Genomic DNA, 24,152 nt, shown 5'->3' on the forward strand with positions numbered 1-24,152 from the left:
GCGCCTCATGGTTCTGACGAGCGCTACTTCATTCCGGCAGCTGCCGTAAGTCCGGCCTCGGATCCCATTGGGTGCCACCGGAGTTTGGTGTACATTCCTCGCAAATATGACGGTCCTTATGAGAACGCTGGTTGCTGCAACTCCTCTTGTATGCACCATGCTTGTTCTTTCGTGCGACTCCGACGACTACTCCCCCGGGTCACTCCCAGACGGCGGCCCGGATACGGGTGTGATTCCAGACCCAGATACGATCTTACCGCGCGTGCTGTCTCTGTCTCCTTCTGACGGCGAAATCAATGTATCGGTGCGAACACCGATCCAAGTCGTATTCTCGGAAGCCGTAAAGCTTGGCACGACTCCTCTCACGCTATTGGCGAATGGCATTCCAGTCGCGACATCCATCTCCCTCTCGGCTGACGGCACGACCCTAACCGTCACGCCGACGGCAAATATTCCTCTTCCGACAAATATGTCGGTCAACTTCAAGGACATCACCGATCTTCGAGGCAATGCGTTGATCCGCCCTCCTTGGAGCTGGACGTCTCCGCTCTGGCTACCCATAGGAACGCCCCTCGATACGGGTGGTTTCAAGCTACCCGTCATCGCGGCGGGACCAGGCGAAGTCGTGACCGTCCTGTCCGTGAAAAACAACGATAGCGCAGGCTACCTCGACCTCGTTCGGAATCAGATCGCGGGGCCGACGAGCACGTGGATGGGACGAGGTTCGCTGGGCCCGACGGAAGCCGGGCGCGGAGCCGCGGTGGTGGACAAGGATGGCGCCTTCGTGAATGCATACTTGGCCAAAGGGAACCACATCGCCGTCATGCGAGACGGTGTTAGGTATCCCAATGTCCCCGACTTTCCAATAGCCAGCACCGGCGGTGTTGCGCTCGCCGTAGACGAACATGGAATCCTCTTTCTCGCGTGCGACATCGTGTGGCCGGACGGAAGCCGACATGTGGCTGCCACGGCCCTTTCACGTGGGTCCGAAGATTGGACTTCGCTTGGCGCGGCGACTGTGCTCGAGAACGACGTGCATTTGAGCAGTCTTACTCTCGACCAAAAAGGCACGCCGTACCTCGCATATTTGGATTCGTCCAACAATGCGAGGGTCCGCGTTTGGAGAAATGGATCGTGGTTGCCCCTCGGCTCTCCGTTGAACATTGAGAGCGAACAAGTCACCGATCTGGCCATTGCACTGGACAGCTCGGCAAACGTGTATGCATTGGTGAGTTTCGCCGATCGCTTCCTACCGCGCTATCGTGTTCAAATCCTTCGATTCGACGGTACCTCCTGGATCGCCTGCGGCCCGGAAATCTCGGAAGACAAACTGGATGGAGTCATCTTTTTCGCACGTATGGGAAACGATCATATCTTTGCGTACTTCGGCACATCTCCAAACGTGGAAGTTCTCGACGTAACACGCAATGGCTGGACAAGAATACCACCGCCCGCAATGGCTCGCCTGAGCGCGAGATTGTCAGGTGGCATGGGCGCAATCGACCCCGAAGGGGTCCCCGTGATTGCCTGGGAACACTCGACATCGGGCGAACTGCAAGTTGTACGACTGAACCGATAACATCGTCAGGGAATGTTGCGATAGGGACAGCGTTTCGGGGGCAGATCGACCAATTCGGCAGACGCGCTGGGCGGCCTGATCGCAGAGTTGGTTCGTCTGACGGCGGGGATGATGTCGCGAAAGATCAACTGGGCCTGCATTTTCCATGCGGCACCGAGTGCGGGGTAGACGTCGGATGCGCGCGGATCGACTTCGTTGTCCGGTGCGTAATGACTTCCGCCGCGCCACGCTTGGGCGCGCGCTCATGGGCTCGCTGGCCACGCGCTCGAAACGAAGAAAGCGTCCAACTTGGAAATCGTGGCCTCCTCGCTAGTGTACTTGGATGCTTGGATTGTGTTCTTCCCTAAGGGCACGTCACCGCCCGAGGCGACGACGACTCGCCCTTGTGCATCGACCGGCACGACAGGGATCGTCGCTTCGCGATGAGCCATCGCGGGCAAAGAAGAAAGCGCCGAAGGGCATCGAATTTCGGCGCCGAAGTAGGGTTCAGAAGGTCAGTGCGCTTTCATGACGGACATGGCACCGGCAACCACGATGGCCACGGCAACGAGGGCATACACGACGATCATGAGCAAGGCGGCGATCCCGCAGAATTTCCAGAACGACTTTTGATGGCCCAGGGAAAGTTCCAAATCGGAGAGCGAGCGACTGGCCACCAGACGGGAAATGCTCCCGGCATATTTCGATAATTTGAAAGCGGGAAAAACATAGAGGACGGCGAGAGGCAGGTAGAACAACCCCAAGTACGACATGGCGATGGGAGCCTTGGGTCCGCTCGGGCTTTCAGGAACGAAGGCCCCGGCGACGAGCATCCCAATGCCTGCCAGCAGCATGAATCCCGCACCAATAAACATGAGAATGCTAATGACAAGTACCCAGGGGCGTGTCTGACGCAGGCTCTCGAGGGCGAGTTCACTCACGGCACCGCCTTGGACGGGCGGAGGCGCCCCATACATGTTGGGATAAGCCCCCTCGGGCGCGTAAGGGATGGGAGCCTGATAGGGGTTGTTCGGGTTAGGGACGTTCATCGTCCCCCAAGGTACGCGTGCGCTTACCTCGTCGCAATCAACGTCGTCGCACGAGCTTTACGAATCTTGGATAGTACTGCGTGCGTCATTCAGGAAACCCTTGAGGCCATTGACGGTGTTGCTCGCATAGGTGATGGCCAGCGCGCCGCCGGCGGACAACTCGGGTGGCCCTTTGCGGCGTAGACGAGAATGTGAAGCGAGGCTTGGCTCGCGGGAAGCGTCGTCGACAACGGCGAGGCACCGGCCATCGACTTCGAATCCGAGCACGCGCCCCGTGTCGCCTTCACGCGTTGAAGAAAGAGCACGAGCCCCGCCCCTACGCGAACGCCGTGCCGCGGCCAGTACCAGTGATTCCCTGCTCGGGGAAAGAGGATTCCGGCGTCGTCGAAGTACCACGCCAGTGAAATGCCATTGCCGCCGTCACCGGATCGTGGCCGCTTTGGATGGCAACCGTGTTGCGCGCCATCGTCGACTGGGCGCGCACGTGCGCCGCACTCGTGGCCACGAACGTTATCGCCGAAGAGCCAAACGATTCGCATCGCAATGGAAAAACGCAGCGGCCTCGTGCCATTGCCTGGCCGTCGCAGAGAACCCGTACCGCCATACTCGCGTGCTTGCGTGCTGCGCACACCGCAAAGCGTCGCCACGCTCGCCAAGCACGGCGAACTCAGAGCGCCTTTTCCAACTCGCTCGCGGCCGGCAATTGTCCCAAGTTGCGAAAAGCACCGTCACCTATGGCGGCGACCGTGAGGTCTTCGCCGCCCACGAGCACGCCGCGCAGGAAGACTTGGGGAAACGTTGGCCAGCCGCTCCAGAGTTTGATGGCGAGCCGCTTCTTCCATCCCGAGAAATAGCTGCCGTATTCGAGATAGGTGAAGGCGATACCCGCGGCCGTGAGCGCTTTTCGGACGTTCTTGACGTGAGGGTTCTGCGCCATGCCCACCACGACGACCGGCGCGGCGGCCACCGCGTGCTCGACCTCACGGATGACGTCCGTATGAAACGCGGACATCTTCTGGAGCGCCGCCGGGGCTATGCGCGATGCATCGAGGTACGGTTTTTCAGCTCGGGGGCCGTCGGTGCGAGATGTCATGGATCGCCATCTTACGTCCGCGCGGACGTTGGGCAGCCCCGGATCAAGACGATTCACGAATCTTCACACTCGCGCAATCACCCGTGGTCACTTCGTCTCTACGGCATCCCTTACCGAAACGGTGGAAATAGATCCGGGTGCGGCGACGAGGGAATCACGCCGCAATCCTCGTACATGCAGTCCCACGCCACCTCGCGGCCTACGCGGCACTTTTGTGAGGCGGTCACCGGGTCGCCGGAGAATTGGTGCACGCGGACCTTGCGAAAGCGGTCTTCGACGCAGCTCGCGATCAACGTTCCCACTGCGGCGATGGGTTGGTCGAGGTGGGTGGTCATCGCCTGGCCATCTTGTTCGAAGGTCGTCGTGACCACCACCGCCACCGGCGGACCATTGTAACAATTGCGAACCGTGTCGCAGGCCGCGGCCAAGGCGTCGGACGCGCTGATGCGATCGAACGGGATATCGACCCCGCGATCGCGTGGGGCGCCGCTCCGTGTGACTTCTGCGTCGACGGAAAACACGGTTTCGTCGAATTTGGCGATGGTGACGCCAGCTCCGTCACCAGCGCGGTTCGCGCTGGAGCCGCCGCAGGCCGCGAGCAGCAAGAAGCAGGCACCGAACAGCGTCGCAATGTTCGTTTTCATCGACCCCCCTCGAATGGAAGCGGCAATACCAACTTTCCACCACAGTCCAACCGGGTTGGATATCGGTCTTCCGGATATGCATAATACAACATGCGCGACACCGATTCACCCGAATCGACGTCATCCGATTTGTCGAGAATGGGAAGATTGACGAGCACATTTCGGTCGACGATGACAGGCAAGAACACTTTGTCGTGACCCGGATCGTCGAGATCGCAATCCTCGTAGTGGAAGGACCGGCGCGCACGCGCATCATTGCGTAGCGAGACGGTGAAGATGAGGAACCGGTGGTGGCCCGGCGGGACCCAGCGCTCCGCGGGCCCCGGCCCACGCGTCGAGACGTAACTGTTCGGACCATCGCGGACGGACTTCACCGTGAAGGCCCAATCGTTTGCTTTCGCCTCGATGCGCTGGTCGAGAACGACCGAGCCGCATGCGGTCAGGAATGACCCTGAGGCCGCAAAAAGTAAAAGCTCAGCCGCAACGAGAAGGCGTGGGATCATCGCTCGAGCGTCTCCTCGGGCGATACATCGACCGGGCGCGCTCGATGGTTGCGGGGAGAGAGCTCAACCGCGTGGCGGTTCGCTGCGTTTCAAGGCGCGTTCCAGCTCGCCGCGGGCCGTGCGGAGGCGATTGTAAACGAGGCTCTCCGAAATTTCGAACGTGCGCGCGATCTCGGAGACGGGCTGCTCTTCGATCTCGTACAGAACGAGCACCGCGCGGCGCTCCAGCGGGATGGTCGAGAGCGCGACATCGAGCCGTGCGAGACGCTCGCGGCGCGTAACGGCCCCCGTTTGCTCCGCGCTGACCGTGAGAAGCGCCATGGCTTCTCCGCCGTCTGCATCTTCGGGATGACGCCGCCGATGGCGCCGCGCGTCGGCGGCTACCCGGAGCGCGATTTGAAAGAGCCAAGAACGCGCGCCGTAGCCATGATCGACGAACTCGGCAAAACGGCGGTGGGCGACGACGAAGACCTCCTGGGCCCTGTCCTCGACGTCTTCCTCGCGCACGCCAAGGCGGCGCAAGTTGCGGTGAATGAAGTGGACCTCGTTGTCATAGAGACTGCGAAAGCTGGGTGCGACGGAACGAGACAAGGCCGCATCATGAAGCATGGACGATGAGCATTCGCTAACACGCCACGTCCATCGACGCTAGCGCAGCGTGACCTCCCTCGGAGTTCACACATACCGCAGTTTTTTTGGCTTGAATTGCGACGCACGCTTATGACCGACCGGATGCGCTGCACGCCTTTCGTCGTTGCCATAGCGCACCCGTCGCTCGCCTTCGCCGCACCATGAGCGCTGCGATGACGAACATCCCCGCCACGGCTTGCCCGCGCACGCTTTGCTGCTCTTGCACATGGCACCCGCAGCCGCCGCCATGTCCGATGTCGCCGGCTTCCGCGTCCCACGGTCCGGCATCGTAGTCGGGCGGCGGCGGCCATTCGCCGCTCCCACTGTCGTAGGTGGAGGGCGAGCCGGAGTCCCCACCGTCGCGGACGCCGCCGTCGGCACTTCCGCCATCCGCGACACCGCCGTCGCCCGTTCCCGCGTCGGGCAAACCGCAATAGGGAATTTTCGACCATTCCGTCCGGCTACGGTACGGATTGCACTCCTCGCATCGATCGGCCGGATTGACTTGATCCCGTGCGTAACACGCAGCGCCAATTATGCAATTGAGCCCCGACAAAGTGTGCTCGCAGGCCCCGGCGCGGCATTGGTCCGACGTGCACCACTGGTCGTCGCTGATGCACGCCGTACCGTCGGGCTTGGCCGTGAATTGCGTTTGCGATACCGCCGGCGCACAGCCAATGCAGCCGTCCCCGGCCGTGTCGCCCGGCGCGTGGCAAACGCCATTGACCAAGCACGTGTCTCGCCGGATCTCCTGCACGCACGCACCCTCGCCGCAAACCGCAATGGTGCACGCCAAGGCATCGGCGGCGCATTCCGCATCGGGATCCGTGCCACGCAAAACCGGTGCACACGTTCCGTTTGCCATGCCCGTCTTCGTGGCGCTGCACGCTTGGCAGGTACCGTTGCACGCTGTATTGCAGCAAAAACCGTCGACGCAGAAACCGCTCGCGCAACCGCCGGCGCCGCTGCACGCTGTTCCGCTGGCGGTATCGCTTGCGAGCCGCGCATACACACGGGTCGCGGCAATCGGTGGCGCAGGATCGAACCGGGAGTACGCGATGAGAACCTGCCCCTTGCCGGCGCCGGCAAGGACCGGATCGCGATCGTCCTCGGCGTGCGCCGAAATGGTGACGTCCGCCGCATCGACACGAGCACCCTTTGGGTTGATCCTCGCGCCGAAAACGTCGCCCTTCCGATATGGCCCCTTCGTCCAGACGGCAAAATAGGAATCTCCGTACCAGGCGATGTCCGAGCCCGAGATCTCTTCGGAGGGCGCCTCCTTCACCATCCAGAATCCAGGCCTGTCCAGCAACGTACCGACCCCGCTGATCCGAGCGCCCCGCAGCCCCGAGCCGTCGTCGCCGTAGGACCGCCACGTCACCATCCAATTGGATCCGCCCGAGGCCACGGACGCATCTTTCGCCCATTCTGCAATGGGAAGAACGGAATCCGCGAGTGCGCCGTCTTTGCCAATGCGAACGGCGTTCACCCTGTTCCAGTCGCCTTCGTCCCATACCAAAAGGTATTGCGCGCCATTGTATGCGATATCCAAAACTTGGGCGTTCGTCCCGGCGAGCTCGAATGCGGGACGCGATCCCGTGTCCGCGGGGGCCGTCGCTCCGCGGAGGTGCCACTGGTCGTCGACCCATGCCACCAGGTAACCCGTGCCATCGGATGCGATGGCCGGACTGGGCCGGTCGTAGCTGGTCATCGTGCCCAACGCGAAGCCGCCCGGCTCCTTCGCGCCGCCGGCGGCATCGACGCGGGCACCGTAGATCTGCGGCCTATTCTCCTCCCGCTCGTCCCTCCAGGCGACCATGTAGCCCGTCCCGTTGCTCGCAACGGTAGGGTGCATTTTTCGCCCTACGCCCCGCGCGACGGCAATCCCGGAAGGATCGAGCACCTTGCCTGTCGCGTCCACGCGCGCGCCGGAAATTGCGAATTCGACACCGCCACGGCCGTCCTCCCACACGACGAGGTACTGGGACCCCATGGCGGCAACGGCAGGTCGGCTCTGCCCATTGGCCGATTGGATCGGGAGAGGCACGCCGGTGCCATCGACCGGACGCAACACCGTCGAGAAGCGGCCCGAGTGCACGGTCTCGTGCCATGAACGGCCGACCTGAATGGGCCGGCTCCAGACCAACAGGACATTCGAACCATCGAAGGCCATTTGCGGCCCATCGTCGGTGGTCGTATCGGCAACGAGAACCCCGCGCGGGGGATGCAGCACTTCCCCCTGCAAGCCCACCCGTCCAAGTCGGATTTCCCCGTTGTGATAGTACGGCCGATTGCGCTCCCAGGCCGCGACGTACGATTGTCCGGTGAACGTCACCGTCGGGCTTCGCAGCTCGTACGAACCATCGGTGGCGAGCACGATGGGCGCAGCGTCCCGGATGACGCCGTCCGACGTGATGCGTTTGGCGACAATCGCGTCATCGTAATTGGCATCGGGGTCGGGCCGAATCATCGTTTCATAAATCACCAAAAAGTCGTGTCCGTCGCTCGATACCGACGCACCGGCGGTGTGAATCGACGTCGTATCGATGGGAAACGGATCGAGGTCCAACACCGTGCCCTCGGGTGTGATCCGCGCAGCCACCGCATTCGGCGGCGTGCGCGTCCCCGAGCGATTGCCGAGGACCATCAGGGACAAGCTCCCATTCGAGGCGACGGCCACCGACCCCACTTGGTTGGTAATCGCGAACCCCGACGGATCGAGCAGGGTGCCGTCGGGCCGGATGCGAACCCCCGACGTCCCACTCGCCTTTCCCGCACCCACCGCGAGGTAGTGGTCGCGCACGAACGTGCCCGCAAGGGGGCCCTGCCCCAACGGCAGCTCCACGCGCCCCGCGAGCTTTCCCTCTGCCGAGATGCGCACCCCCGTTGGCTTCGAAGTAGGGCCGATCGAGGCGTCTCCCGGCACGAGGACCAGCCAGCCCGCACCATCCGAAACGACGGCGGGCGGCGTTCCCCTGGTCGCGGATGACACGAGGATCCCATGCGGGTCCAGCAGCGCTCCGCTCGGCGCGACGCGTGCGGCGTAGGTCAAGCTGCCCTCGCGGGAGGCGTCCGCGACGTCGAGCCACGCCACCAAATAGTTGGTCCCATTGAAGGCGACCTGCGGCCATCCTTGGCCACCTCCCCGGGCTACGGAGATGGGCTGGTCCATCCCGAACTCCGGTGAAATCGTCGGGTCGAGCTGCGCGGGGTACTCGGACGCCTCCACCAAGGCTGCGGGCACGGTCAAAATCACATCACCGCGATCCCAGGTGGCCTGAACCGAATGCGATTGGCCATTGGCCTCCATCCATCGAGCCGGCCCGTAGCAAAAGCCCAATCCCGTTTTCGGATCTTCGAAATGGTGGCCAGCGGCACTTTCACCCGTATAGCGCTGTCCGTCGATGCGTATGCGCACCAGCAAATTGCCTTTTCCGGATGGGCGGCGTTCGAAATGCCAACTTTGCTCCGTCCCCTTTTCGTCATTGCGCAGACGCTCCACCACGGTGCCACGCGGAATCGTGAGTGCGCCGTCGGACTCGATGCGGGGAGCCCCCGCCGAGGACGAAAGGGAAATCGATTCACGCTGTACCGAAAGGGTGCGGACGGTGAGAGACTCCCCCGCCTGCGTCCCTTGAAAGGGCGTCATGCGAAGCGCGTCGTCCGTCACGCGCACACCGTAGGCGGTGTCACCTCCGACCCACGCCCCGTCCGCAGGGCGAAATGCAAAGTGCACTTGGCGGGCGATTTGCCCGAAATCCAAGGCGGGTCCGACCCCCGGAGGTGCGGATTGGGCGTCGCCGTCGCAGCCAAATCCCAGAATGGCCAGCGTGGCCACGATCAGAACGAAGCACGCAACACGGCAAATTCTCGACATGGCGCCTCCCGGGTCAACACATCGACCCTGGAGCTCGTCGGGTTGCGCACGAACCGAACCTCAGCCGTGACTTGTTACGAGCTTTTCAACCGAGCATTCGCGTCCAAGAAGCGGAAGCTCGTTACCGCATACCGAATCGCATCGCGCACCGCCTCGGGCGCAATTGGCTTTTTCAATACCGGAACATCGAGCCGCTGCAGGGCAGCGTGGGTGATGCCCGTCAAAAAGATGAATCGAAATCGCCAACTTGGGTCGGACCCGCGCAATGTTTGGTAAAGCTCCAATCCTTTTTCGCCCCGCAGAAACTCGGAAACGATGACGTCGGGCGGTGGCTCCGCACGCGCGCTGCGCAACGCTTGCTGGACGGAAACGACGTATTCGGCGGTCATGTCCTCGACGACGACGGATTTGCGATAAAACGAATGCGACGCGGGATCGTCGTCCACGAAGAGGATACGGCAACGCAAACCCGGTGCCTTGCGGGCGGAAAGAGACATTTGCGGGTCGAATACGCCGCTGGTCCTCACCGTGCCGCTCGAACGCGTGCGTTGCCCATTCAGCCAAGCGGTGACTTCGCGCACGAGGTGCGTGAGGTCGGCGCTCTTTTGAATGTAGCCGTCCGCGCCACAGGCCAAAACCTTGAGGCGAAGTGTCGGCGCAGGCAGGTTCGAGTGAAGCAGTACAATCGTCTCGGGGCGCGTGTCGGCGCGCGAGAGGATTCTTGCGATGGCGTCGGCCGTAAGACCACCATCTTTTCCCTGCGACGGTGACGATGTCCCTGCTTTGGGGGCCGCCTCGGGATGCGAAGCCGTACCCGGAATAACATTGGCGTCCAACAAAACGAGATCGGGCCTTACTCGAAGAACTGCGGAAACCGATCCCTGACGCCCGTGACGTGTAAGAACGCGACAGCCCGCCGTACTCAATGCTCCGCGGATTTGCTCCAGATCCGATTCACTGTCGCCGATGACCAAGACGGTATGCCCTGCGCCATTCAACGTGCCACCTCCCCGCATGCCCCCCATCGACGAGCGCAGGCAGGCAAGTGACGCCCGTGCACACGGCCGACGGAGAGAGCCCCTCCATCAATCCAACTTGTGTTCGACCCTTACAGCCTACAGCCGATCCTGCCTCACCACCGATCAAAGCACCTTCAGAATGAATACAGTGCGCACGCGCGGGCGCGACGCAACCTCTACTGCAACATTCTCTCGATACGGTGCCGCTACTCGGGCGGGTATTCGAGCTGACCGGCGAGGGCGGGGCACAATTTCGACCTCGCGGGGCCCGATTTTCGGGCCACCGTCTCGTTGCGAGGTCGAAAGGGCAAGGGACTCACGCCGTTGCCAAACGGATCCTACTTGGAATTAATGAAGTGAAGTTGGCACTTGGAAAATCACGGTTCCGTCGAACCGGGCATCTTCTTTACTTCTTCGCGCGCCACCTTCCACGCGCGCTGCACCACCCAGGAGAGCGAGCGTTGAAGCCGTGTCGCCTCTTGCTGAATTTCGACGAGCATCGACTCAGGGAAGTACAAGCTTTGCTTTCGCTTCTCGGATTTCGATTCGGTGGACATGGCGTGAGCTACTTTAGTACGGCGCGAGCGAAGATCCTACCCTTCATCACGGTCCACTCGGCAACGTGAAGAAAAAGGTGGTGCCCGTCGCGCCTGTTTCCGCCCAGAAGCGCCCACCGTGTGCCATCACGATGGCCTTGGCGATCGCAACACTTAAGCCGATCGCATGACCATCGCGGTCGCGCTGGCGCGTATTTCCAGCGAGCAGTCGGTCGAGCTGTTCGCGCGGAATGGATTGCCCTTCATCGCCTACACCGATTTTGACTTCGCCAGGCACCGACTCGAGGTGCAAGGTGATGCGCCCCGCACGTGGCGTGACGCGCACCGCATACGCAATGAGGCGCGACAAGACATGCACGATGCGCCGCCGATCGCAGGTGACGGATAGCCGCGGTGCGGCGCCGCGCATCAAAGTGAGGCCCTTTTCGCCGATGGCCGAGCGGTTCATTTCCACGGCCTCGAGAACGATGGCCGATGGGTCATGTTGCTTCGTGTCGAAGGCCACCGTGCCGGCCTCGAGCTGCGCCAGATCGATGAAGCTTTGAAGGAACGCGAGCATACGCTCGGAGGTGCGCCAGACATTTTCCAGGCGCTGTCGGTCCACGTGCGATTCCTGAGGAACCGTCTTGAGAAGGATGCCTACGTCGTTGATGACCGAGGCCAGCGGATTTTTCAAATCATGCGAGAGGACGTCGAGCAAATCCTCTTTCATGCGGACGGAACGCTCCGCGTCGCGATAGAGCCATGCATTCTCGATGGCCAAGCTGGCGCGTCGCGCGAGCTCTTCGGCGAACTCGCGATCGCTGGGCCCATATCGGCGGTTCGACGCGGTGGAGCCCAGCGAGAGCGCACCGACGACGGAGCCGCGCGCAAAGAGCGGCACGTGAATCATCGAGCGAAGCTCGAGCCGGCGAAAGATGGCGAAGAGCTCGTCGTCGTCTTGGCTGAAGTCGCGCGAGGCCGTGCGGGCGGCGAGGACCTCGGACAGCTCGGTGGTCAGTTCGCTTTCGCCCGTGGCCATGACCCGCCCCGCACCGATGGAGTCGTCGGGGCGCGGTGGCCGTTGGTGGGCAAGCTGCCAGGCGATGGCCACCTTCGACGGGTCGGAGTGGGCGAGCTCGAGGCGGTGGATGTCCGCCAGCGATTCGCCGCTCAAGTCGACGGCGAAGAAGTCGGCCACCTCGGGCACGGCGATTTTCGCCAGGCTGGCCAAGGTCGATTCGTAATCGAGCGACGAGGCGAGCACGCTGCTGGCCTCCGCGAGAAAGCGAACCTGCACCTCGACGCGCTTGGTCTCGGTGATGTCGAGCACCGCGCCCGCCATGCGGATCGGCGTCCCGCGCGCATCCCACTCGGCCTGGCCGCGCGCCGAACAGGTGCGGTAATCGCCCTCCGGACCGCGCACGCGGAAGCTCACGAGAAAGGGTGCACGCCGATCGAGATGCGCCTGCAGGGCCGCGGAGACGCGCGGGCGGTCCTCCCCGTGGACGCGGGCCATGAAGCCATCGAGGCTGCCGCGCATCGATTCGCGGGACACGCCGAGGATGGCGAGCATGCGGTCCGTGTATTCGACGGTGCCGGCGCGGATGTCCCAAAACCACAGGCCATCTTCGGCGGCTTCCGCGAGGAGGCGGTGGCCAGCCATGCTCTCGTGAAGCGCAGTGTGGGCGCTCTTGGCCTCGTCGGTGAGCTTCTGGACGAGGTCCCGCAGCTCGTGAACCTCGATTTCCAGCTCGTCGCGGCCTCGTTCCGTGGATGCTGGAGCGACGCTCACGCGGTCCTCGGCCTTGCCGCCATCGGCGGTTTCGCCGTGGTCAATTTCGCGTTCGGGCGATGCGGATTCCTTCTTCGGGCTCAAATCGAACATGCGAACTTGGTGAGGGTGCCGACAGCCGCCAATTGTTGCTGATGACCGCGACGCCGCGCTCGTCGCGAACCCGCGCAGGAACTTCCACGCGGGCGACGTGTCCAAGTCGAAAATGGGCCAGACCTGACGACGGAGACGGACCTACTCCTATTTAACCACGGCACGGCCCCCTGCGCCGCGCCGTTCTTGCAATTTGCTAGGCAAGGACGCCTCATGCACGATGGCCGCTCCACGTGAGCTTCGCGGACGCCACTGAATCGAAGCTGATCGAGCGACTCGTGCGCCGCGACGAGCACGCGTTCAACGAGCTGGTGCGGCTCTACGAGCGGCGTGTCTTTTCGCTGGTGCTTCGTTTCATTGGACACCACGCCGAAGCCGAAGAGCTTTGCCAGGAGGTCTTCGTCCAGGTCTTCAAGGCCATCGGGACCTTTCGTGGCGACAGCAAACTTTCAACCTGGATTTACCGAATTGCGATTAACTTATGTAAGAATCGCACCAAGTACCTGAAACTGCGTCGGTCCAACGAAGCGCCACCGGACGAGGACGAAACCGCATCGCGCCCCTCGAACACGGGCCACGTGGCACGGCCCGACGAGGCGCTGGCCGGAAAACAACTGGAGCAGATCGTTCAGCGCTCCATTTTGCGCTTGGAGCCCAGCTTTCGGGAGTGCCTCATCTTGCGGGACGTCGAAGAGCTCAGCTACGAGGAGGTGGAGCAGATTACCGGGCTCGCCGCCGGCACCGTGAAGAGCCGCATCTTTCGAGCGCGTGCCATGCTCAAAGAGATGGTGGAGCGCGAGCTCGGGGAGAAGATCGGATGAGCAACGAGCACGAGCTGCCCAAGGACAGCGACGAGACGGAGGTGTCCGAGGCCGAGCTCGCCGAGCAAGAGCGCGCGATGGAGGCGCTGCTGGGCAAGAGCGGCAAGACCGGCGCGGCCGAAGATGCAGCGCGCTCGGAGGTGGTGCTGCGCGGGGTGCAACGGAAGCTGCGCGAGCGCTCGCGGGGGAAATTCTACGGGGACGGATGGAGCACGTCGCCGCTGCGTACGAGCTATGGGCTCGTGGCGTTGGTCATGCTGGTGATCTTGGCGGCCGCGTACTTCGCGCTTTCGCCGACGGGGTTGTCGGGGTAGCGGCGCGCGGTCAGCCCACCCAGCGGGCGAGGATGACGGTGATGTTGTCCGGCCCGCCATTGGAGTTGGCCGCGGCAATGAGGCGACCCGCCGCCGTCTCCAGGTCCGGTGAGCTCGTGACCATCTCGAGCATCTCGGCGTCGGTCACGGGGCCCGACAGGCCGTCGGAGCAGAGAAGGTACGTATCGTTCGCCCGCGGCGTTTCGAACCGCGTGTCCACCTTGACGGTGTCCTTCATCCCGAGCGCGCGCACGATGACGTTCTTGTGCGGGAAGTTCGCGATCTCCTCGGGCGTGAGGCGCTTCATCTTGATGTAGTCGTTGAGCAGCGAGTGGTCCTCGGTGAGCTGCTCGATCTTGCCATCGCGGATGCGATACCCGCGCGAATCGCCGACGTGGGCGATGTACACGCCGTCCTCGACGGCGAACATGGTCACGATGGTGGTGCCCATGCCGCGCTTGCCTGCGTCCCGTTGGGCGGTCTCGTAGATGCGGAGGTTCGCCAGCTTGATGCCGGTGATGAGGCGATTCTCCTCGTAGCCCTTGGAGCGGTCCATCTTGTAGGGCCACGTCCGCTCGGGATCTTGCGCGGTGGAGAGGAAGAACTCCCGCATCGCATCGACGGCCATTTGGCTCGCCACCTCGCCCGACGCGTGGCCGCCCATGCCATCCGCTACAATGTAAAGGCCACTTTCCTCGATTATGGAAAAGTTGTCCTCATTGTGGTTTCGCTTCTTGCCAACGTCGGTTTTGCCGGCAAGTTCAATCCGGAGCGGTCTGGTCACGACCTCACCCACCCCTACGTTACGCGTTACCACCCGGGAAGAGTGGCAAGGCGCAGGCAGAGGTGTCAAGGTCCTCGCGCACCCCGAAGGTACGATAGGGGTCGGCTCGGTCGGGGCTCAGTGAAAAAATCGGGTAAATGATGGGCTTGGTGGCGCTTCGAGCCACCCTCGATGTGGTGCGAACGACCGATGTGAGAGGGTCAGTTGCAGCCCATCACGATGCCGGCGTCGTCGACGGGAAAGCCTCCGCAGGAGCGCACGCTGCGACCACGGCAACCCTGGGTCACGCAGGTGCGGGCGTCGGCACCTGCATCGGCGCAGTCGCTGTCGGTCTTGCAGGCGTGGCGGCCGACCCCGGAGGCAGCACGCTGGCACTGGGCGGTGGTTTGGCAGCGGTTGCCGACCTCGTTGACGATGCCTGACGCGAGCCGCACGCAGCAGACGAGGCCCGAGGCGCCGGCATCGTTGCAGTCGGCCGCTTCGTCGCACTCGATACGCGTTCCGTTGGCGCACGTGCCTCCGCCACCGCCGTCCCGCCCACCGCCGCCCGTCGTGTCGTTGCAGGACTGGACGCCTCCGTCCGGGCGGATGCAGCAGTATTGAGAGGCCGTGTTGCAGGAGCTCGAGCCGCACGCCACGAGGCCAGGGTCCGAGATGGGCTGCTGCGCATCGGTGCCGGCGTCCTGGGTGTTGCCGCCCGTGTCGGGGAGTGCCCCCGTGTCGAGCTTCCCATCGGTCGACGCGTCTTGCTGAGGAGCCGACGAGTCGTCATTGCTGCACGCGAGAAAGCCGGCACTCGCGGCAAGGGTGGCGATTCCGAGTGCAGCGGCAAGGCGCATCGTGTTCATGGAGGCCTCCTAGTCGAAGAAAGAGTGAGGGTCGGACGACGAAAGCCGTCAGCCGCCCGGTGCAGGGCGACGACGGCTTTCGAGCGTAACTTGGTTCGAGTGTTAGGGCGAGATGCTGGACGCCTTAATTCGAGCAGATGAGGGGATTATCCGAGACCCCTCCGCACGACGAGATGACCGTCCCGTTGCAGTTCTGGGTCTTGCACTTCAAACCATCCTGGCATTCCGCGTCGGTCTTACAGATCTGCCGCTGGAACTGCGTGGGAGGAAGCCCCGGCTCTCCCGTCCGCGGACACGCAGCGGCACATTCCACTTTGGCCGTGCCCTTGCTGCTCGATTGAATGTTCGTCTGAGAACAACAAACTTGATTCGCGTTCGGGCAGTCCGCCTTCTCGTCGCAGTGCACCTCGCCCGTGACGGGTCCCGTGCATGCATTGCCGTTTGCTTGGCATTTCGCCCCGGCATCATTCACGCAGCAATAGTCGGTGGCGAGCGTGCACTCCTGTCCACTACAACGGACCTTCCCAACGTTCGGCGCTGCGGCCTCCAGAGGTGCCGAATCGCGACCAGCGTCGCCGCCCCCCGTGCCCGTATCTTGGTTACCGCCACCCCCATCCGGCGTCGAACCATCCGGTCCTCCGCCCGACGAAGAATCGTCACCGCCGCACGCGATAAATCCGGCGCTGGCCACAAGCACACAAATCCCCAAAGCTGCCGCAAGGCGCATCGTATTCATAATGGTGTCCCCTTCCCTCCCCTGTTGGATATGAAGCAAGCCTTAGCGCGACCTTGGAACTACGGGGGCGCACGAAGGACGACCGAGACTTCTTTGAACTTTTCCGACTCAAGCACAAGGAGCTTCACGGTTTCGCCCACCGAGTGCTTACTGATCCGATCGGCGAGTTTTTCGGGCGTGTCAACCGGATTACCATCTACTGCAACAATTAGGTGAGCAAGCGTCTGATCGTTATTCGTTTTTAGCCCGGCCTTGGCCGCCGGACTCGCCGGAGCGATCTGCATCACGCGTACCCCACGCGTATTTCCCACAGAATCGGGGGCACCCACGATGCCTAACCATGGCGACGGCGCCACGGCATTGAGCGGCGTCCTCACGAGAAAATTACGAATCGCTGCCACAGGCGCCGCATAAATCGATTGGAGACATACGCTCCCGTCGACCGGTTTGCATGCACGGACGAGAATTCCCACTACGCCACCCGATGCATCGACCACAGGCGCGCCCACGATGGGGCTCCCGCGCAACTCCAGATCAAGGGCACCATCGAGTTGCGTCCCATCCTTGGCCCGGGCATCGACCTTGGCCTTCACACGCCCCGACGCCGGAGCCGCCCGACCGCCCGCGAGAAACACTTTCAACTCGCTGCTTGACGGATCGGTCTCGCTCGCCGTGAGCCCGTCGGTCCATCGTCCCGACATGGGAATAAGCAGCGCCAAGTCCCACACGGCATCCTTATGGCCGAGCCGAGCCCGCACCACATGCCCATCGGCATACTTCACGTCCACCAGCTCGGAGCCGCGCAGCCCACTCAAGGCGGTAAGAATTCGCCCATCGCCGCCGAGCACCGTGCCAACCCCCAAGGTCCGCCCGCCTTCCTGCACCGAAACGATACCCTTCTTGGCATCGGTTGAGTCGCCCGACTTCGCCGGCTTCGCCGTGGAATCGGTAGATGGTGGCGCGGGGGTGTTGGTCGCAGGTGGTGGAGTTGGCTCCGTCCCGGGCAGTGCAGGGAGAGCAGCCGACGCCGTCCCCCCAACGGTGAAAACTGCAAGAAAACCCATAAGAGCCGGCCGTTTGCCGGATGTGCAAGAAGCGCGTTTCATCGCGCCGATCATGATAGCGCGTACCCGGCTACGCGCACATCGTCCGTGGAAAAGACCGCGCCGGCTCGAGCGTGCGTTCCGCCAGGCTTTGACGCGCCCTTCCTAAGCCCGCCACGCAACCAATGCGAGCGACGGGTCGATGGGGCTACCTGTGACACGGAGCGACGGCTCCGAGCTAGACGCCCACCCAAGAAAACCCCCGGGCAACGACCGCCCCTTCGGCAGAAGAGCGCGGCCCTGATCCCAAGGAGCATCTCCGATGAGCCCTCCCATGCATAAGACACGATTGTCTCCGATGTTCGCGCGAGCCGCGAGTATCGCCACGTTGGCCCTCGTCGGAGTTTCTGCGGTCGTCGCGCTGATGACGGCTTGCGGAGGCAGCGATTCGAACGACTCGCCCGCGGACGCCGGCACGGACCGAGTTCCCATTATCAAACCGCCGGGCAATCGAGATCCCGTAGATCCGACAACACTGCGGCCGGTCGTTCACACCTCAGGACACCACGCGTGCGCAATTCTCGACGATCAGAGTGTTCGGTGCTGGGGGAACAATTCTCACGGAGAACTCGGCTATCCGAAAGTCGTAGACCTTCCCGACGGAGGCTACACGTTCGATGGTCGCCCCATTGGCGTACCGCAGCGCGTGAGCGTTGGACCTGCGAGCACGATCGCCTTGGGAGGCTTTCCTGACATCACGGGTCAATTCGGTTCGTCCTGTGCACTTTTTGCCGATAAGCAGGTCCAATGTTGGGGCGACGACCGGAATGGGGCACTCGGTCGTGGCAACGCGAGCGAGGATCCCAACATTGCCAATCGCCCCCATCCCGAGGCTGCGGCAGTCGTCAACATTCCCCCTGTCGATCGAATTGCCACCAATGGATGGTTTTCATGTGCGCTGAGCGGCGGACGCCTTCTGTGCTGGGGATTCAACCCCAAGAGTTCCGCTTGGACGAACGCGAATCAAGACGGCAAAGTTCGCCCGCTCGAACTCACACTTCCCGGGGGCCGGACCGCCAAACAGGTTGCAACGTCCCAATCACACATTTGCGCGCTTCTCGACGATGGCACGGTTGCGTGCTGGGGCGGCAATGCAAATGGGCAGTTGGGAACCAATGCCACGAGTCCAAATTCGACGCCGACGCTCGTCCCGAGACTCGAGGGAATTGCGGAAGTCGAAATTGCCGCCGAACTAACCTGCGTGCGAGCCGCTTCGGGAGAAGTGCGCTGCTTCGGTTCGAACGAGAACGGCAAATTGGGGCGTGGCTCCTTCACCGGTGAACGAGATAGCTCGCCTGCACCAGTGGCTTTGCCCGCTGGCAAAACAGCCACCCAAATTACGACGAGCGTGAGCCACGCGTGCGCCATCGTCGACGATGGCTCGGTGTGGTGCTGGGGACGTAACCAATGGGGCGCACTCGGCGCCGGTCACTCGGATGGCACCAAGATGGATCTTCCCGAATCGAGCACTCCCGTCATGGTCCAAGGATTGTCCACCGGAGCGCTCTACGTGAGCGCTGGAATCGACTTCACGTGCGCAACCCTCGCGGACCGTAGCGTGATGTGCTGGGGAGCCAATCACTTGGGTCAACTTGGACGCGGCAACGTCGACGACAAGAGCCCGCACCCCGAACCAGCTCGCGTCAGCTTCTGATTCAAGATGACTCGACTGATTCTCGACGTCTCGACCGCGCTGCGCGGATAAGAGCGTGAGAATCGAGCATCGCGAGACTCTGCGAAACATGGGGTTCGTGGGCTTCGGATTCCGCTCGCCGAGTGTTCGCGGCGTTCCCGAGGTCCTGGGGCCATCGGCGCGTTCTCCTCTTGAACTGGTCATCCGATCAGATTCATTGACGACGGGCATGAGACAAGTCCGTCGACCGGCTGGCGGAAGTCGATGTGGACGGAACACACCTGCGAGTCAGGCGTTTGGTAACTGTACGTCGTTTCAGCTCGATGGCGGCGATTGCTAGAATCGCGCTTTTGACATGAGCTCATGTCCAGGCATTCCTTTCGATGAAGTCAATTGAGAATGACCTCTCGAAAATTTGAAGCACCTCGCTCACGCGGCGGGTCGAACTGTGTTTTGTACCGGATCGTGCGGTGCAGGCTGTCCTGGGACAGGCTGCAACTGTCCCGGGACACCCGGTAGATCGATATCGATCGATTAATATCGATGAATCCGAGTGGCATCGGACGTGCAAAAGGGGTGGTTATGACAGACGCAAATACGTGGGTGGACGAGGTAATTGATCTCGATGAGGAAGACGAGGCTTCGCGCGTCGCGGCCAATGTTCGGGCGCTCTTGGGGCGAGTTCGTTCGAAATCCGAGACGTTCGTGGGCTTCGAAATTCCATTGGCGGAAATGTGGAGGTCCACGAGCTGATCAAGCGTACAGGAATATCTTTGATATGCCTCGGTATCCAAACTTCGCATTAGGTCGGGATCGAAATCGCGTTCGGCGGCAAATGCGTTGTGGGCTCGACAGCGTACGCGAAGATTCGTTGCATCGTCGCAGTCTCCGAGCGCGGGCGCGGTTCGGTGATCACGTTCGAGAAGGCCTGTGACTCGCAACGACGGCGCGTGGTTCGACACGGATTTCACCCGTGTCCACTGGACGAGCGCGCGGGGAAATTCTCGCAATGGGCCCACAACGACCAGGCCGTTGCGTCGCGCGGATGCCTTGTCGACGCCACGTCGGGCAACCTTGAGCACGCCCTCGTGGATCAAGCATCGCCAACGACGCGTGCTGAGCATGTCATCGTGGCCCCTAATCTGCTAACAAGAACGACATGCGCGGGGGACTCTCTGGAATGGGTGTCATCGCTTCGGTGTTGCTCTGCACGAGTTCGCTGATGGCGAGCGCGCCTGACGAGTTGCCCGCGGCGCGAGATGGGCGTGAGCCCGTGGTCTTGGTGCATGGTTGGGCAGCTTCGGCGGCGGATATGGCGACGATGCGGGATGCGATCGCCGCGGCGGGATATGTCACGTACGTGGCGAATTTGCCTGGGTCGAACAATATCGAGAATGGCAAAGTCATTGCCCGGCTCGTCGCCCAGGCCCTGTCGGAGACGCATGCCGCAAAGGTGCACTTGGTCGGGCACAGTATGGGCGGGCTCGCCATGCGCTACTACGTGAAACGGCTCGGCGGTGAGCGGCGGGTGCGGACATATGTGGCATTTGGGACCCCGCAATATGGGTTCCCATTTGCTTGCTACCTCGATGAAAACCAAGGCGGGCAGATGTGTCCGGCGAATCCTTTTCTGGCGGACCTCAATGCGGGCGACGATACGCCGGGGAACGTGGACTACTTCACATTTCGCAGTACGAAGGATACGCCGAACATCACGCGGCTCGATGGGGGCGCGTGCTTTCACGAGATTCCCGACGTCGAGCATTTCGATGAACCGAAGTCGCCCGCATTTGCCCAGGCGGTGCTCGCGGCGATTGGCGGCAGTTGCCCCGGTAGTTACGTCGATCTTCCGATTGAATGACGCCGCACGAAACGAAATGGCCGCGCGCTAGCGATTTTCCAGTCGCCATACGAAGCGCAAGCCCGACCAGACCTCGTCGATGGCGCACACTTTGTTGTCCACGAGGCCCAAGGGGAGGCCGACTTCGCGGGCGACGTTTTCCGTCATGTCCGTGGCAATCTTCGAGGCTTTTTTGGGCCAGGCCACCCATAGGCTGCCCGCGCGCTGAATGCGTTTGGACGATTTGGAAAAGCATTTCTCCAATTCGGTGCGCGCGCGGACGAAGAGAACGACGATATCGGCCGACGGGGACGATGGCAGTGACTCCGAAAATGCCACGCCCGCCGGAACCTCGCCCAAGGTTTTCCGAAAATCCGGCGGGGCGCCCAGCAAGACGACGCTGTGGCCTTCCTTGATGCCGAGCTTTTTCGACAGAGGGGTACCGGAATATCCAACCATGGAATCACCCGTAAGGGCCTTGGCCGTATCCTGGATAGTGGTGGGGCGCGTAGATGCTCGTGGCGGTGCCGCGACCGGAAAGGCGAACGTATACGATGGCCAAGGCAACGGAACAAACGGGGGCGGCCACGAAATAGCCGATGCAACAGAGCATGCTGCCGAAGAAGAGAAGCGTCGCCGAGACGAGGCCAAGGAGAAAGAGATCCCCTTTGTGGCCGGTGGTGGCTTTCCAGCTCTCGCGCAAGGCGGCGATGGGGCCCAGCTCGGCGTCGACGAGATAGAACGTCGACACGGCCAAGCCGAGCGAGATGATCACGCCTGGAACGATCAGCGCAACGAGCCCCACGAACATGACGATGGCCGTCAACAGGCGCATGCCGAGGAAGGCGAAGAAGCGGTTGCCTCCACCGAACAAGACGGCGAAATTCGCCGTTTGCCCGCGGGCGACGGAGAGCCAGAGGCGAACGAGGCCCACCTCGAAAAAGGTGCTCACGACGAGGGAGGCGGCGTTGGAGATGCCCCATACGATCCAGTAGGACGTGGACTTCGGCGCGACGATGCGGGTCGCGAGAACGGCGGCTGGGGCCAGGGTGGGCAGCATCGAGATCATGGCCACGAGAAAATGTGCACCGGCCAGGGCGAGCCATTCGCGCTTGAATCCTTCCCACGCCAGCTGGATCGTTTCGCCTACCGCCCACGGCTGCGGGCGCTGCGGAACGATGGGGCCACCGCCATCGTGCAAGGAAACGGTTTGCGGAGCCTGGTAAGGATTGTAATTCACCTAAGGCATCCTCCCGAACTCGGTAACCCGCATGGCTCCCATCGTCACACGTTTTGCGCCCTCGCCAACGGGCGATCTGCACCTCGGCGGAGCGTACGTTGCGCTCGCGTCGTGGTGGCTCGCGCGGCGTAGCCCCGCCGGGCGCTACGTGTTGCGCATGGAAGACATCGATACCCCGCGCGTGGTGACGGGATCGGCCGAACGCATCGTGGCGGATCTCGTGGGGCTCGGGCTCGCTTGGGACGAGGGCCCCATCGCCCAGTCGGAGCGGCTGCACCTCTATGCGGCCGCCATCGATGCGCTGAACGCGCGCGGGCTCGTCTACCCGTGCGATTGCTCACGCGCGGACATTGCGCGGGTGGCGAGCGCACCGCACGCGGGCGAGGAAACGGTGTACCCGGGGCTCTGCCGCGATCGCGATCCCGGGCGGCCGATGAAGCGAGCGCCTGCGCTTCGCATGCGCGTGCCCGACGAGGAGATCTCCTTCGACGACGGCGTCGCGGGGCGGTTCGTGCAGAACCTTGCACGCGACGTCGGCGACTTCGTGCTCCGGCGGGGCGATGGCGTCTACGCCTACCAGCTCGTCGTCGTGGTCGACGACTTGGACATGGGCATGACCGACGTCGTGCGCGGCGCCGATCTGCTCGCATCCACGCCGAGGCAGATCTTTCTCGCGCGCATGCTCGGCGCAACCGCGCCCCGCTACCACCATGTGCCGCTGGTCGTGGATGCCCATGGCGAACGGCTGGCCAAGCGCACGCCGGGTGCCCACGTCCGCGCGCTGCGGGAGGCGGGCATCGCGCCCGAGGAGATCCTCGGCGAGCTCGCCCACGGGCTGGGCATCATGCCCTCCGGCCAGCCGTGCAGCCTGCGGGATCTCCTCGCTTCGACGGCGGCGCAGCTCGCCCCGCGCGCGTTTCGCATCCCGTCTCGCTGGCTCGCCCCAAAGCGCTAACGCCCCGTGTGCAACGAGAGCCACACGCCCACCGCAATGCCGGTGGCAATGGCCGCAACCCACACGAGAACCCATCGCGCGGCAATCCCCCGCGGCGCCTCCCGCACCTGCGGCGCACTCGCACGCACCAGCGGCGGCGGAATCGACGGAAGCGGCACCGTGTGGCTGCGCGGAAGACGCGGCGAAACGGCATCCACGTCGTCCGGAGCGCGCAGGGCATGCTCGAGGGCGCGCGCCATATCCGACGCGCTCGCGTAGCGCTCGTCGGCCGACTTGACCAACGCCGCGTGAATCACCGCACGAAGCGCCGGCCCGACGTCCCGCTCGAGCGGCGGAAGATCCGCGGTCATATGCGCCGTCAGCGTACTGAGCGGGCTCGTGCCCTGGAACGGCACCTTGCCCGCCAAAAGCTCGTACAGGATGATCCCCACCGCGTACACGTCGCAACGCGCATCCAGCTCGTCCCCGCGCGCCTGCTCCGGGGCCATGTATTCGGGCGTGCCGAACACCATGTTGTGCGTCGTCAAATCCGTCGTGCCCGTGCCCCCGGTACCGGTCACGATCTTCGCCATCCCGAAGTCCACCACGAAGGCGTGCTCTCCATCGCGCAAAAGCACGTTGGCCGGCTTCAAATCGCGGTGAATGACCCCTTGCCCGTGCGCATCGACCAAGGCCGAACAAATCTGGAGCACGATGTCGATGCTGCGCTCGATGGGCAAGGGCCCCGCACTCGCTACGAGCTTCTCCAGCGACGGTCCCTCGACCTTGGGAATGGCCATGTAGAGCAAGGCATCCGACGTGCGCGGATCGAGAAGCTCCCCCGAATCGAGAATCGGGCAAAGGTGCTTGCCTCTGAGCCGCTGCAAGATGGCAACCTCGCGCACGAAGCGCCCGCGGATCTGCGAATTGCCCATCAAATGGCGGTGAATCACTTTGAGCGCCACGCGCTCGCCGTCCCCCGCCACCACGCGCGCGTCGTACACCACGCCGCTCGCGCCTTCGCCGAGCACGCCGCACACTTCGTACTTGCCGTCCAGCACGAGCCCCACATCGAGCGGCACGGCGCCGTCCACGGCGCGAC

At 63.0% G+C, this 24,152-nt stretch carries 21 protein-coding genes; 6 read left to right on the plus strand and 15 right to left on the minus strand.

What is annotated here, in order from left to right; all coding sequences use genetic code 11:
- The first annotated feature begins 118 nt into the window (after positions 1-118).
- A complete protein-coding gene (locus LZC95_45305) occupies positions 119-1,579 on the plus strand; it encodes an Ig-like domain-containing protein (GenBank protein ID WXA93660.1) in 1,461 nt (486 codons plus the stop codon).
- A gap of 494 nt (positions 1,580-2,073) precedes the next feature.
- On the opposite strand, the gene LZC95_45310 is transcribed toward LZC95_45305, so the two are convergent.
- The 9 genes from LZC95_45310 to LZC95_45350 form a co-directional block, all read right to left on the minus strand.
- Positions 2,074-2,499, minus strand: coding sequence for a hypothetical protein (locus LZC95_45310; GenBank protein WXA93661.1), 426 nt, complete (start codon positions 2,497-2,499; stop codon positions 2,074-2,076).
- Between the two features lie 775 nt (positions 2,500-3,274).
- Positions 3,275-3,619 (minus strand): glutaredoxin, encoded by a 345-nt coding sequence (locus LZC95_45315; GenBank protein ID WXB00274.1) that lies wholly within the window; start codon positions 3,617-3,619, stop codon positions 3,275-3,277.
- Positions 3,620-3,810: 191 nt separating this feature from the next.
- The gene (locus LZC95_45320) at positions 3,811-4,344 is read right to left on the minus strand and encodes a hypothetical protein (protein WXA93662.1); all 534 of its coding nucleotides are present in this window, start codon (positions 4,342-4,344) and stop codon (positions 3,811-3,813) included.
- Positions 4,341-4,847 carry a DUF4352 domain-containing protein gene (locus LZC95_45325; GenBank protein WXA93663.1) on the minus strand — a complete coding sequence of 169 codons (507 nt, stop codon included), beginning with the start codon at positions 4,845-4,847 and terminating at the stop codon, positions 4,341-4,343. The genes LZC95_45320 and LZC95_45325 overlap by 4 nt, the downstream gene beginning before the upstream one ends.
- Positions 4,848-4,910: 63 nt before the next feature.
- A complete protein-coding gene (locus tag LZC95_45330; protein WXA93664.1) occupies positions 4,911-5,438 on the minus strand; it encodes an RNA polymerase sigma factor in 528 nt (175 codons plus the stop codon).
- Between the two features lie 127 nt (positions 5,439-5,565).
- The gene (locus LZC95_45335; protein ID WXA93665.1) at positions 5,566-9,354 is read right to left on the minus strand and encodes a hypothetical protein; all 3,789 of its coding nucleotides are present in this window, start codon (positions 9,352-9,354) and stop codon (positions 5,566-5,568) included.
- Positions 9,355-9,428: 74 nt separating this feature from the next.
- The gene (locus LZC95_45340; GenBank protein WXA93666.1) at positions 9,429-10,370 is read right to left on the minus strand and encodes a hypothetical protein; all 942 of its coding nucleotides are present in this window, start codon (positions 10,368-10,370) and stop codon (positions 9,429-9,431) included.
- 380 nt (positions 10,371-10,750) lie between these two features.
- Complete coding sequence (locus LZC95_45345; GenBank protein WXA93667.1) at positions 10,751-10,930, minus strand: TIGR04563 family protein; 180 nt, start codon at positions 10,928-10,930, stop codon at positions 10,751-10,753.
- Positions 10,931-10,976: 46 nt separating this feature from the next.
- Positions 10,977-12,797 (minus strand): PAS domain-containing protein, encoded by a 1,821-nt coding sequence (locus LZC95_45350; GenBank protein WXA93668.1) that lies wholly within the window; start codon positions 12,795-12,797, stop codon positions 10,977-10,979.
- A gap of 233 nt (positions 12,798-13,030) precedes the next feature.
- On the opposite strand from LZC95_45350, the gene LZC95_45355 reads away from it, so the two are divergent.
- Positions 13,031-13,618, plus strand: a complete 588-nt coding sequence (locus LZC95_45355; protein WXA93669.1) for a sigma-70 family RNA polymerase sigma factor — start codon at positions 13,031-13,033, stop codon at positions 13,616-13,618.
- Complete coding sequence (locus tag LZC95_45360) at positions 13,615-13,932, plus strand: hypothetical protein (GenBank protein WXA93670.1); 318 nt, start codon at positions 13,615-13,617, stop codon at positions 13,930-13,932. The genes LZC95_45355 and LZC95_45360 overlap by 4 nt, the downstream gene beginning before the upstream one ends.
- A gap of 10 nt (positions 13,933-13,942) precedes the next feature.
- Here the strand turns inward: LZC95_45360 and LZC95_45365 are convergent, their stop codons facing one another.
- From LZC95_45365 to LZC95_45375, 3 genes are all read right to left on the minus strand, one after another.
- Positions 13,943-14,716 (minus strand): Stp1/IreP family PP2C-type Ser/Thr phosphatase, encoded by a 774-nt coding sequence (locus LZC95_45365; protein WXA93671.1) that lies wholly within the window; start codon positions 14,714-14,716, stop codon positions 13,943-13,945.
- 200 nt (positions 14,717-14,916) lie between these two features.
- Positions 14,917-15,564 carry a hypothetical protein gene (locus LZC95_45370; GenBank protein ID WXA93672.1) on the minus strand — a complete coding sequence of 216 codons (648 nt, stop codon included), beginning with the start codon at positions 15,562-15,564 and terminating at the stop codon, positions 14,917-14,919.
- Positions 15,565-16,359: 795 nt separating this feature from the next.
- A complete protein-coding gene (locus LZC95_45375; GenBank protein WXA93673.1) occupies positions 16,360-17,418 on the minus strand; it encodes a S1C family serine protease in 1,059 nt (352 codons plus the stop codon).
- 1,186 nt (positions 17,419-18,604) lie between these two features.
- Between LZC95_45375 and LZC95_45380 the strand changes: the two genes are divergently transcribed.
- The gene (locus tag LZC95_45380; protein WXA93674.1) at positions 18,605-19,057 is read left to right on the plus strand and encodes a hypothetical protein; all 453 of its coding nucleotides are present in this window, start codon (positions 18,605-18,607) and stop codon (positions 19,055-19,057) included.
- 1,138 nt (positions 19,058-20,195) lie between these two features.
- The gene (locus tag LZC95_45385) at positions 20,196-20,897 is read left to right on the plus strand and encodes an alpha/beta fold hydrolase (GenBank protein ID WXA93675.1); all 702 of its coding nucleotides are present in this window, start codon (positions 20,196-20,198) and stop codon (positions 20,895-20,897) included.
- Positions 20,898-20,924: 27 nt separating this feature from the next.
- Here LZC95_45385 and LZC95_45390 read toward each other — a convergent pair whose 3' ends face one another.
- Positions 20,925-21,335 carry a hypothetical protein gene (locus tag LZC95_45390; protein ID WXA93676.1) on the minus strand — a complete coding sequence of 137 codons (411 nt, stop codon included), beginning with the start codon at positions 21,333-21,335 and terminating at the stop codon, positions 20,925-20,927.
- 4 nt (positions 21,336-21,339) lie between these two features.
- Entirely contained in the window at positions 21,340-22,116 is a 777-nt protein-coding gene (locus tag LZC95_45395; protein WXA93677.1) for a DUF975 family protein, read from the minus strand.
- Positions 22,117-22,147: 31 nt separating this feature from the next.
- Here LZC95_45395 and gluQRS point away from each other — a divergent pair, with 31 nt between their 5' ends.
- The gene (gene gluQRS, locus LZC95_45400; GenBank protein WXA93678.1) at positions 22,148-23,071 is read left to right on the plus strand and encodes a tRNA glutamyl-Q(34) synthetase GluQRS; all 924 of its coding nucleotides are present in this window, start codon (positions 22,148-22,150) and stop codon (positions 23,069-23,071) included.
- On the opposite strand, the gene LZC95_45405 is transcribed toward gluQRS, so the two are convergent.
- A complete protein-coding gene (locus tag LZC95_45405) occupies positions 23,068-24,144 on the minus strand; it encodes a serine/threonine protein kinase (GenBank protein WXA93679.1) in 1,077 nt (358 codons plus the stop codon). The two genes, gluQRS and LZC95_45405, sit on opposite strands and share 4 nt — an antisense overlap.
- Between the last annotated feature and the right edge of the window lie 8 nt (positions 24,145-24,152).

Source organism: Sorangiineae bacterium MSr12523 (assembly GCA_037157775.1).
Taxonomy (GTDB): domain Bacteria; phylum Myxococcota_A; class Polyangia; order Polyangiales; family Polyangiaceae; genus Pendulispora; species Pendulispora brunnea.

What these genes read in the sequence shown, in the direction of transcription:
- LZC95_45305 (WXA93660.1), top strand. Translation starts at nt 119, where the DNA reads ATGAGAACGCTGGTTGCTGCAACTCCTCTTGTATGCACCATGCTTGTT.
- LZC95_45315 (WXB00274.1), bottom strand. Translation starts at nt 3,619, where the DNA reads ATGTCCGCGTTTCATACGGACGTCATCCGTGAGGTCGAGCACGCGGTG.
- LZC95_45320 (WXA93662.1), bottom strand. Translation starts at nt 4,344, where the DNA reads ATGAAAACGAACATTGCGACGCTGTTCGGTGCCTGCTTCTTGCTGCTC.
- LZC95_45325 (WXA93663.1), bottom strand. Translation starts at nt 4,847, where the DNA reads ATGATCCCACGCCTTCTCGTTGCGGCTGAGCTTTTACTTTTTGCGGCC.
- LZC95_45335 (WXA93665.1), bottom strand. Translation starts at nt 9,354, where the DNA reads ATGTCGAGAATTTGCCGTGTTGCGTGCTTCGTTCTGATCGTGGCCACG.
- LZC95_45340 (WXA93666.1), bottom strand. Translation starts at nt 10,370, where the DNA reads ATGCGGGGAGGTGGCACGTTGAATGGCGCAGGGCATACCGTCTTGGTC.
- LZC95_45345 (WXA93667.1), bottom strand. Translation starts at nt 10,930, where the DNA reads ATGTCCACCGAATCGAAATCCGAGAAGCGAAAGCAAAGCTTGTACTTC.
- LZC95_45350 (WXA93668.1), bottom strand. Translation starts at nt 12,797, where the DNA reads ATGTTCGATTTGAGCCCGAAGAAGGAATCCGCATCGCCCGAACGCGAA.
- LZC95_45360 (WXA93670.1), top strand. Translation starts at nt 13,615, where the DNA reads ATGAGCAACGAGCACGAGCTGCCCAAGGACAGCGACGAGACGGAGGTG.
- LZC95_45370 (WXA93672.1), bottom strand. Translation starts at nt 15,564, where the DNA reads ATGAACACGATGCGCCTTGCCGCTGCACTCGGAATCGCCACCCTTGCC.
- LZC95_45375 (WXA93673.1), bottom strand. Translation starts at nt 17,418, where the DNA reads ATGATCGGCGCGATGAAACGCGCTTCTTGCACATCCGGCAAACGGCCG.
- LZC95_45385 (WXA93675.1), top strand. Translation starts at nt 20,196, where the DNA reads ATGCGCGGGGGACTCTCTGGAATGGGTGTCATCGCTTCGGTGTTGCTC.
- LZC95_45390 (WXA93676.1), bottom strand. Translation starts at nt 21,335, where the DNA reads ATGGTTGGATATTCCGGTACCCCTCTGTCGAAAAAGCTCGGCATCAAG.
- gluQRS (WXA93678.1), top strand. Translation starts at nt 22,148, where the DNA reads ATGGCTCCCATCGTCACACGTTTTGCGCCCTCGCCAACGGGCGATCTG.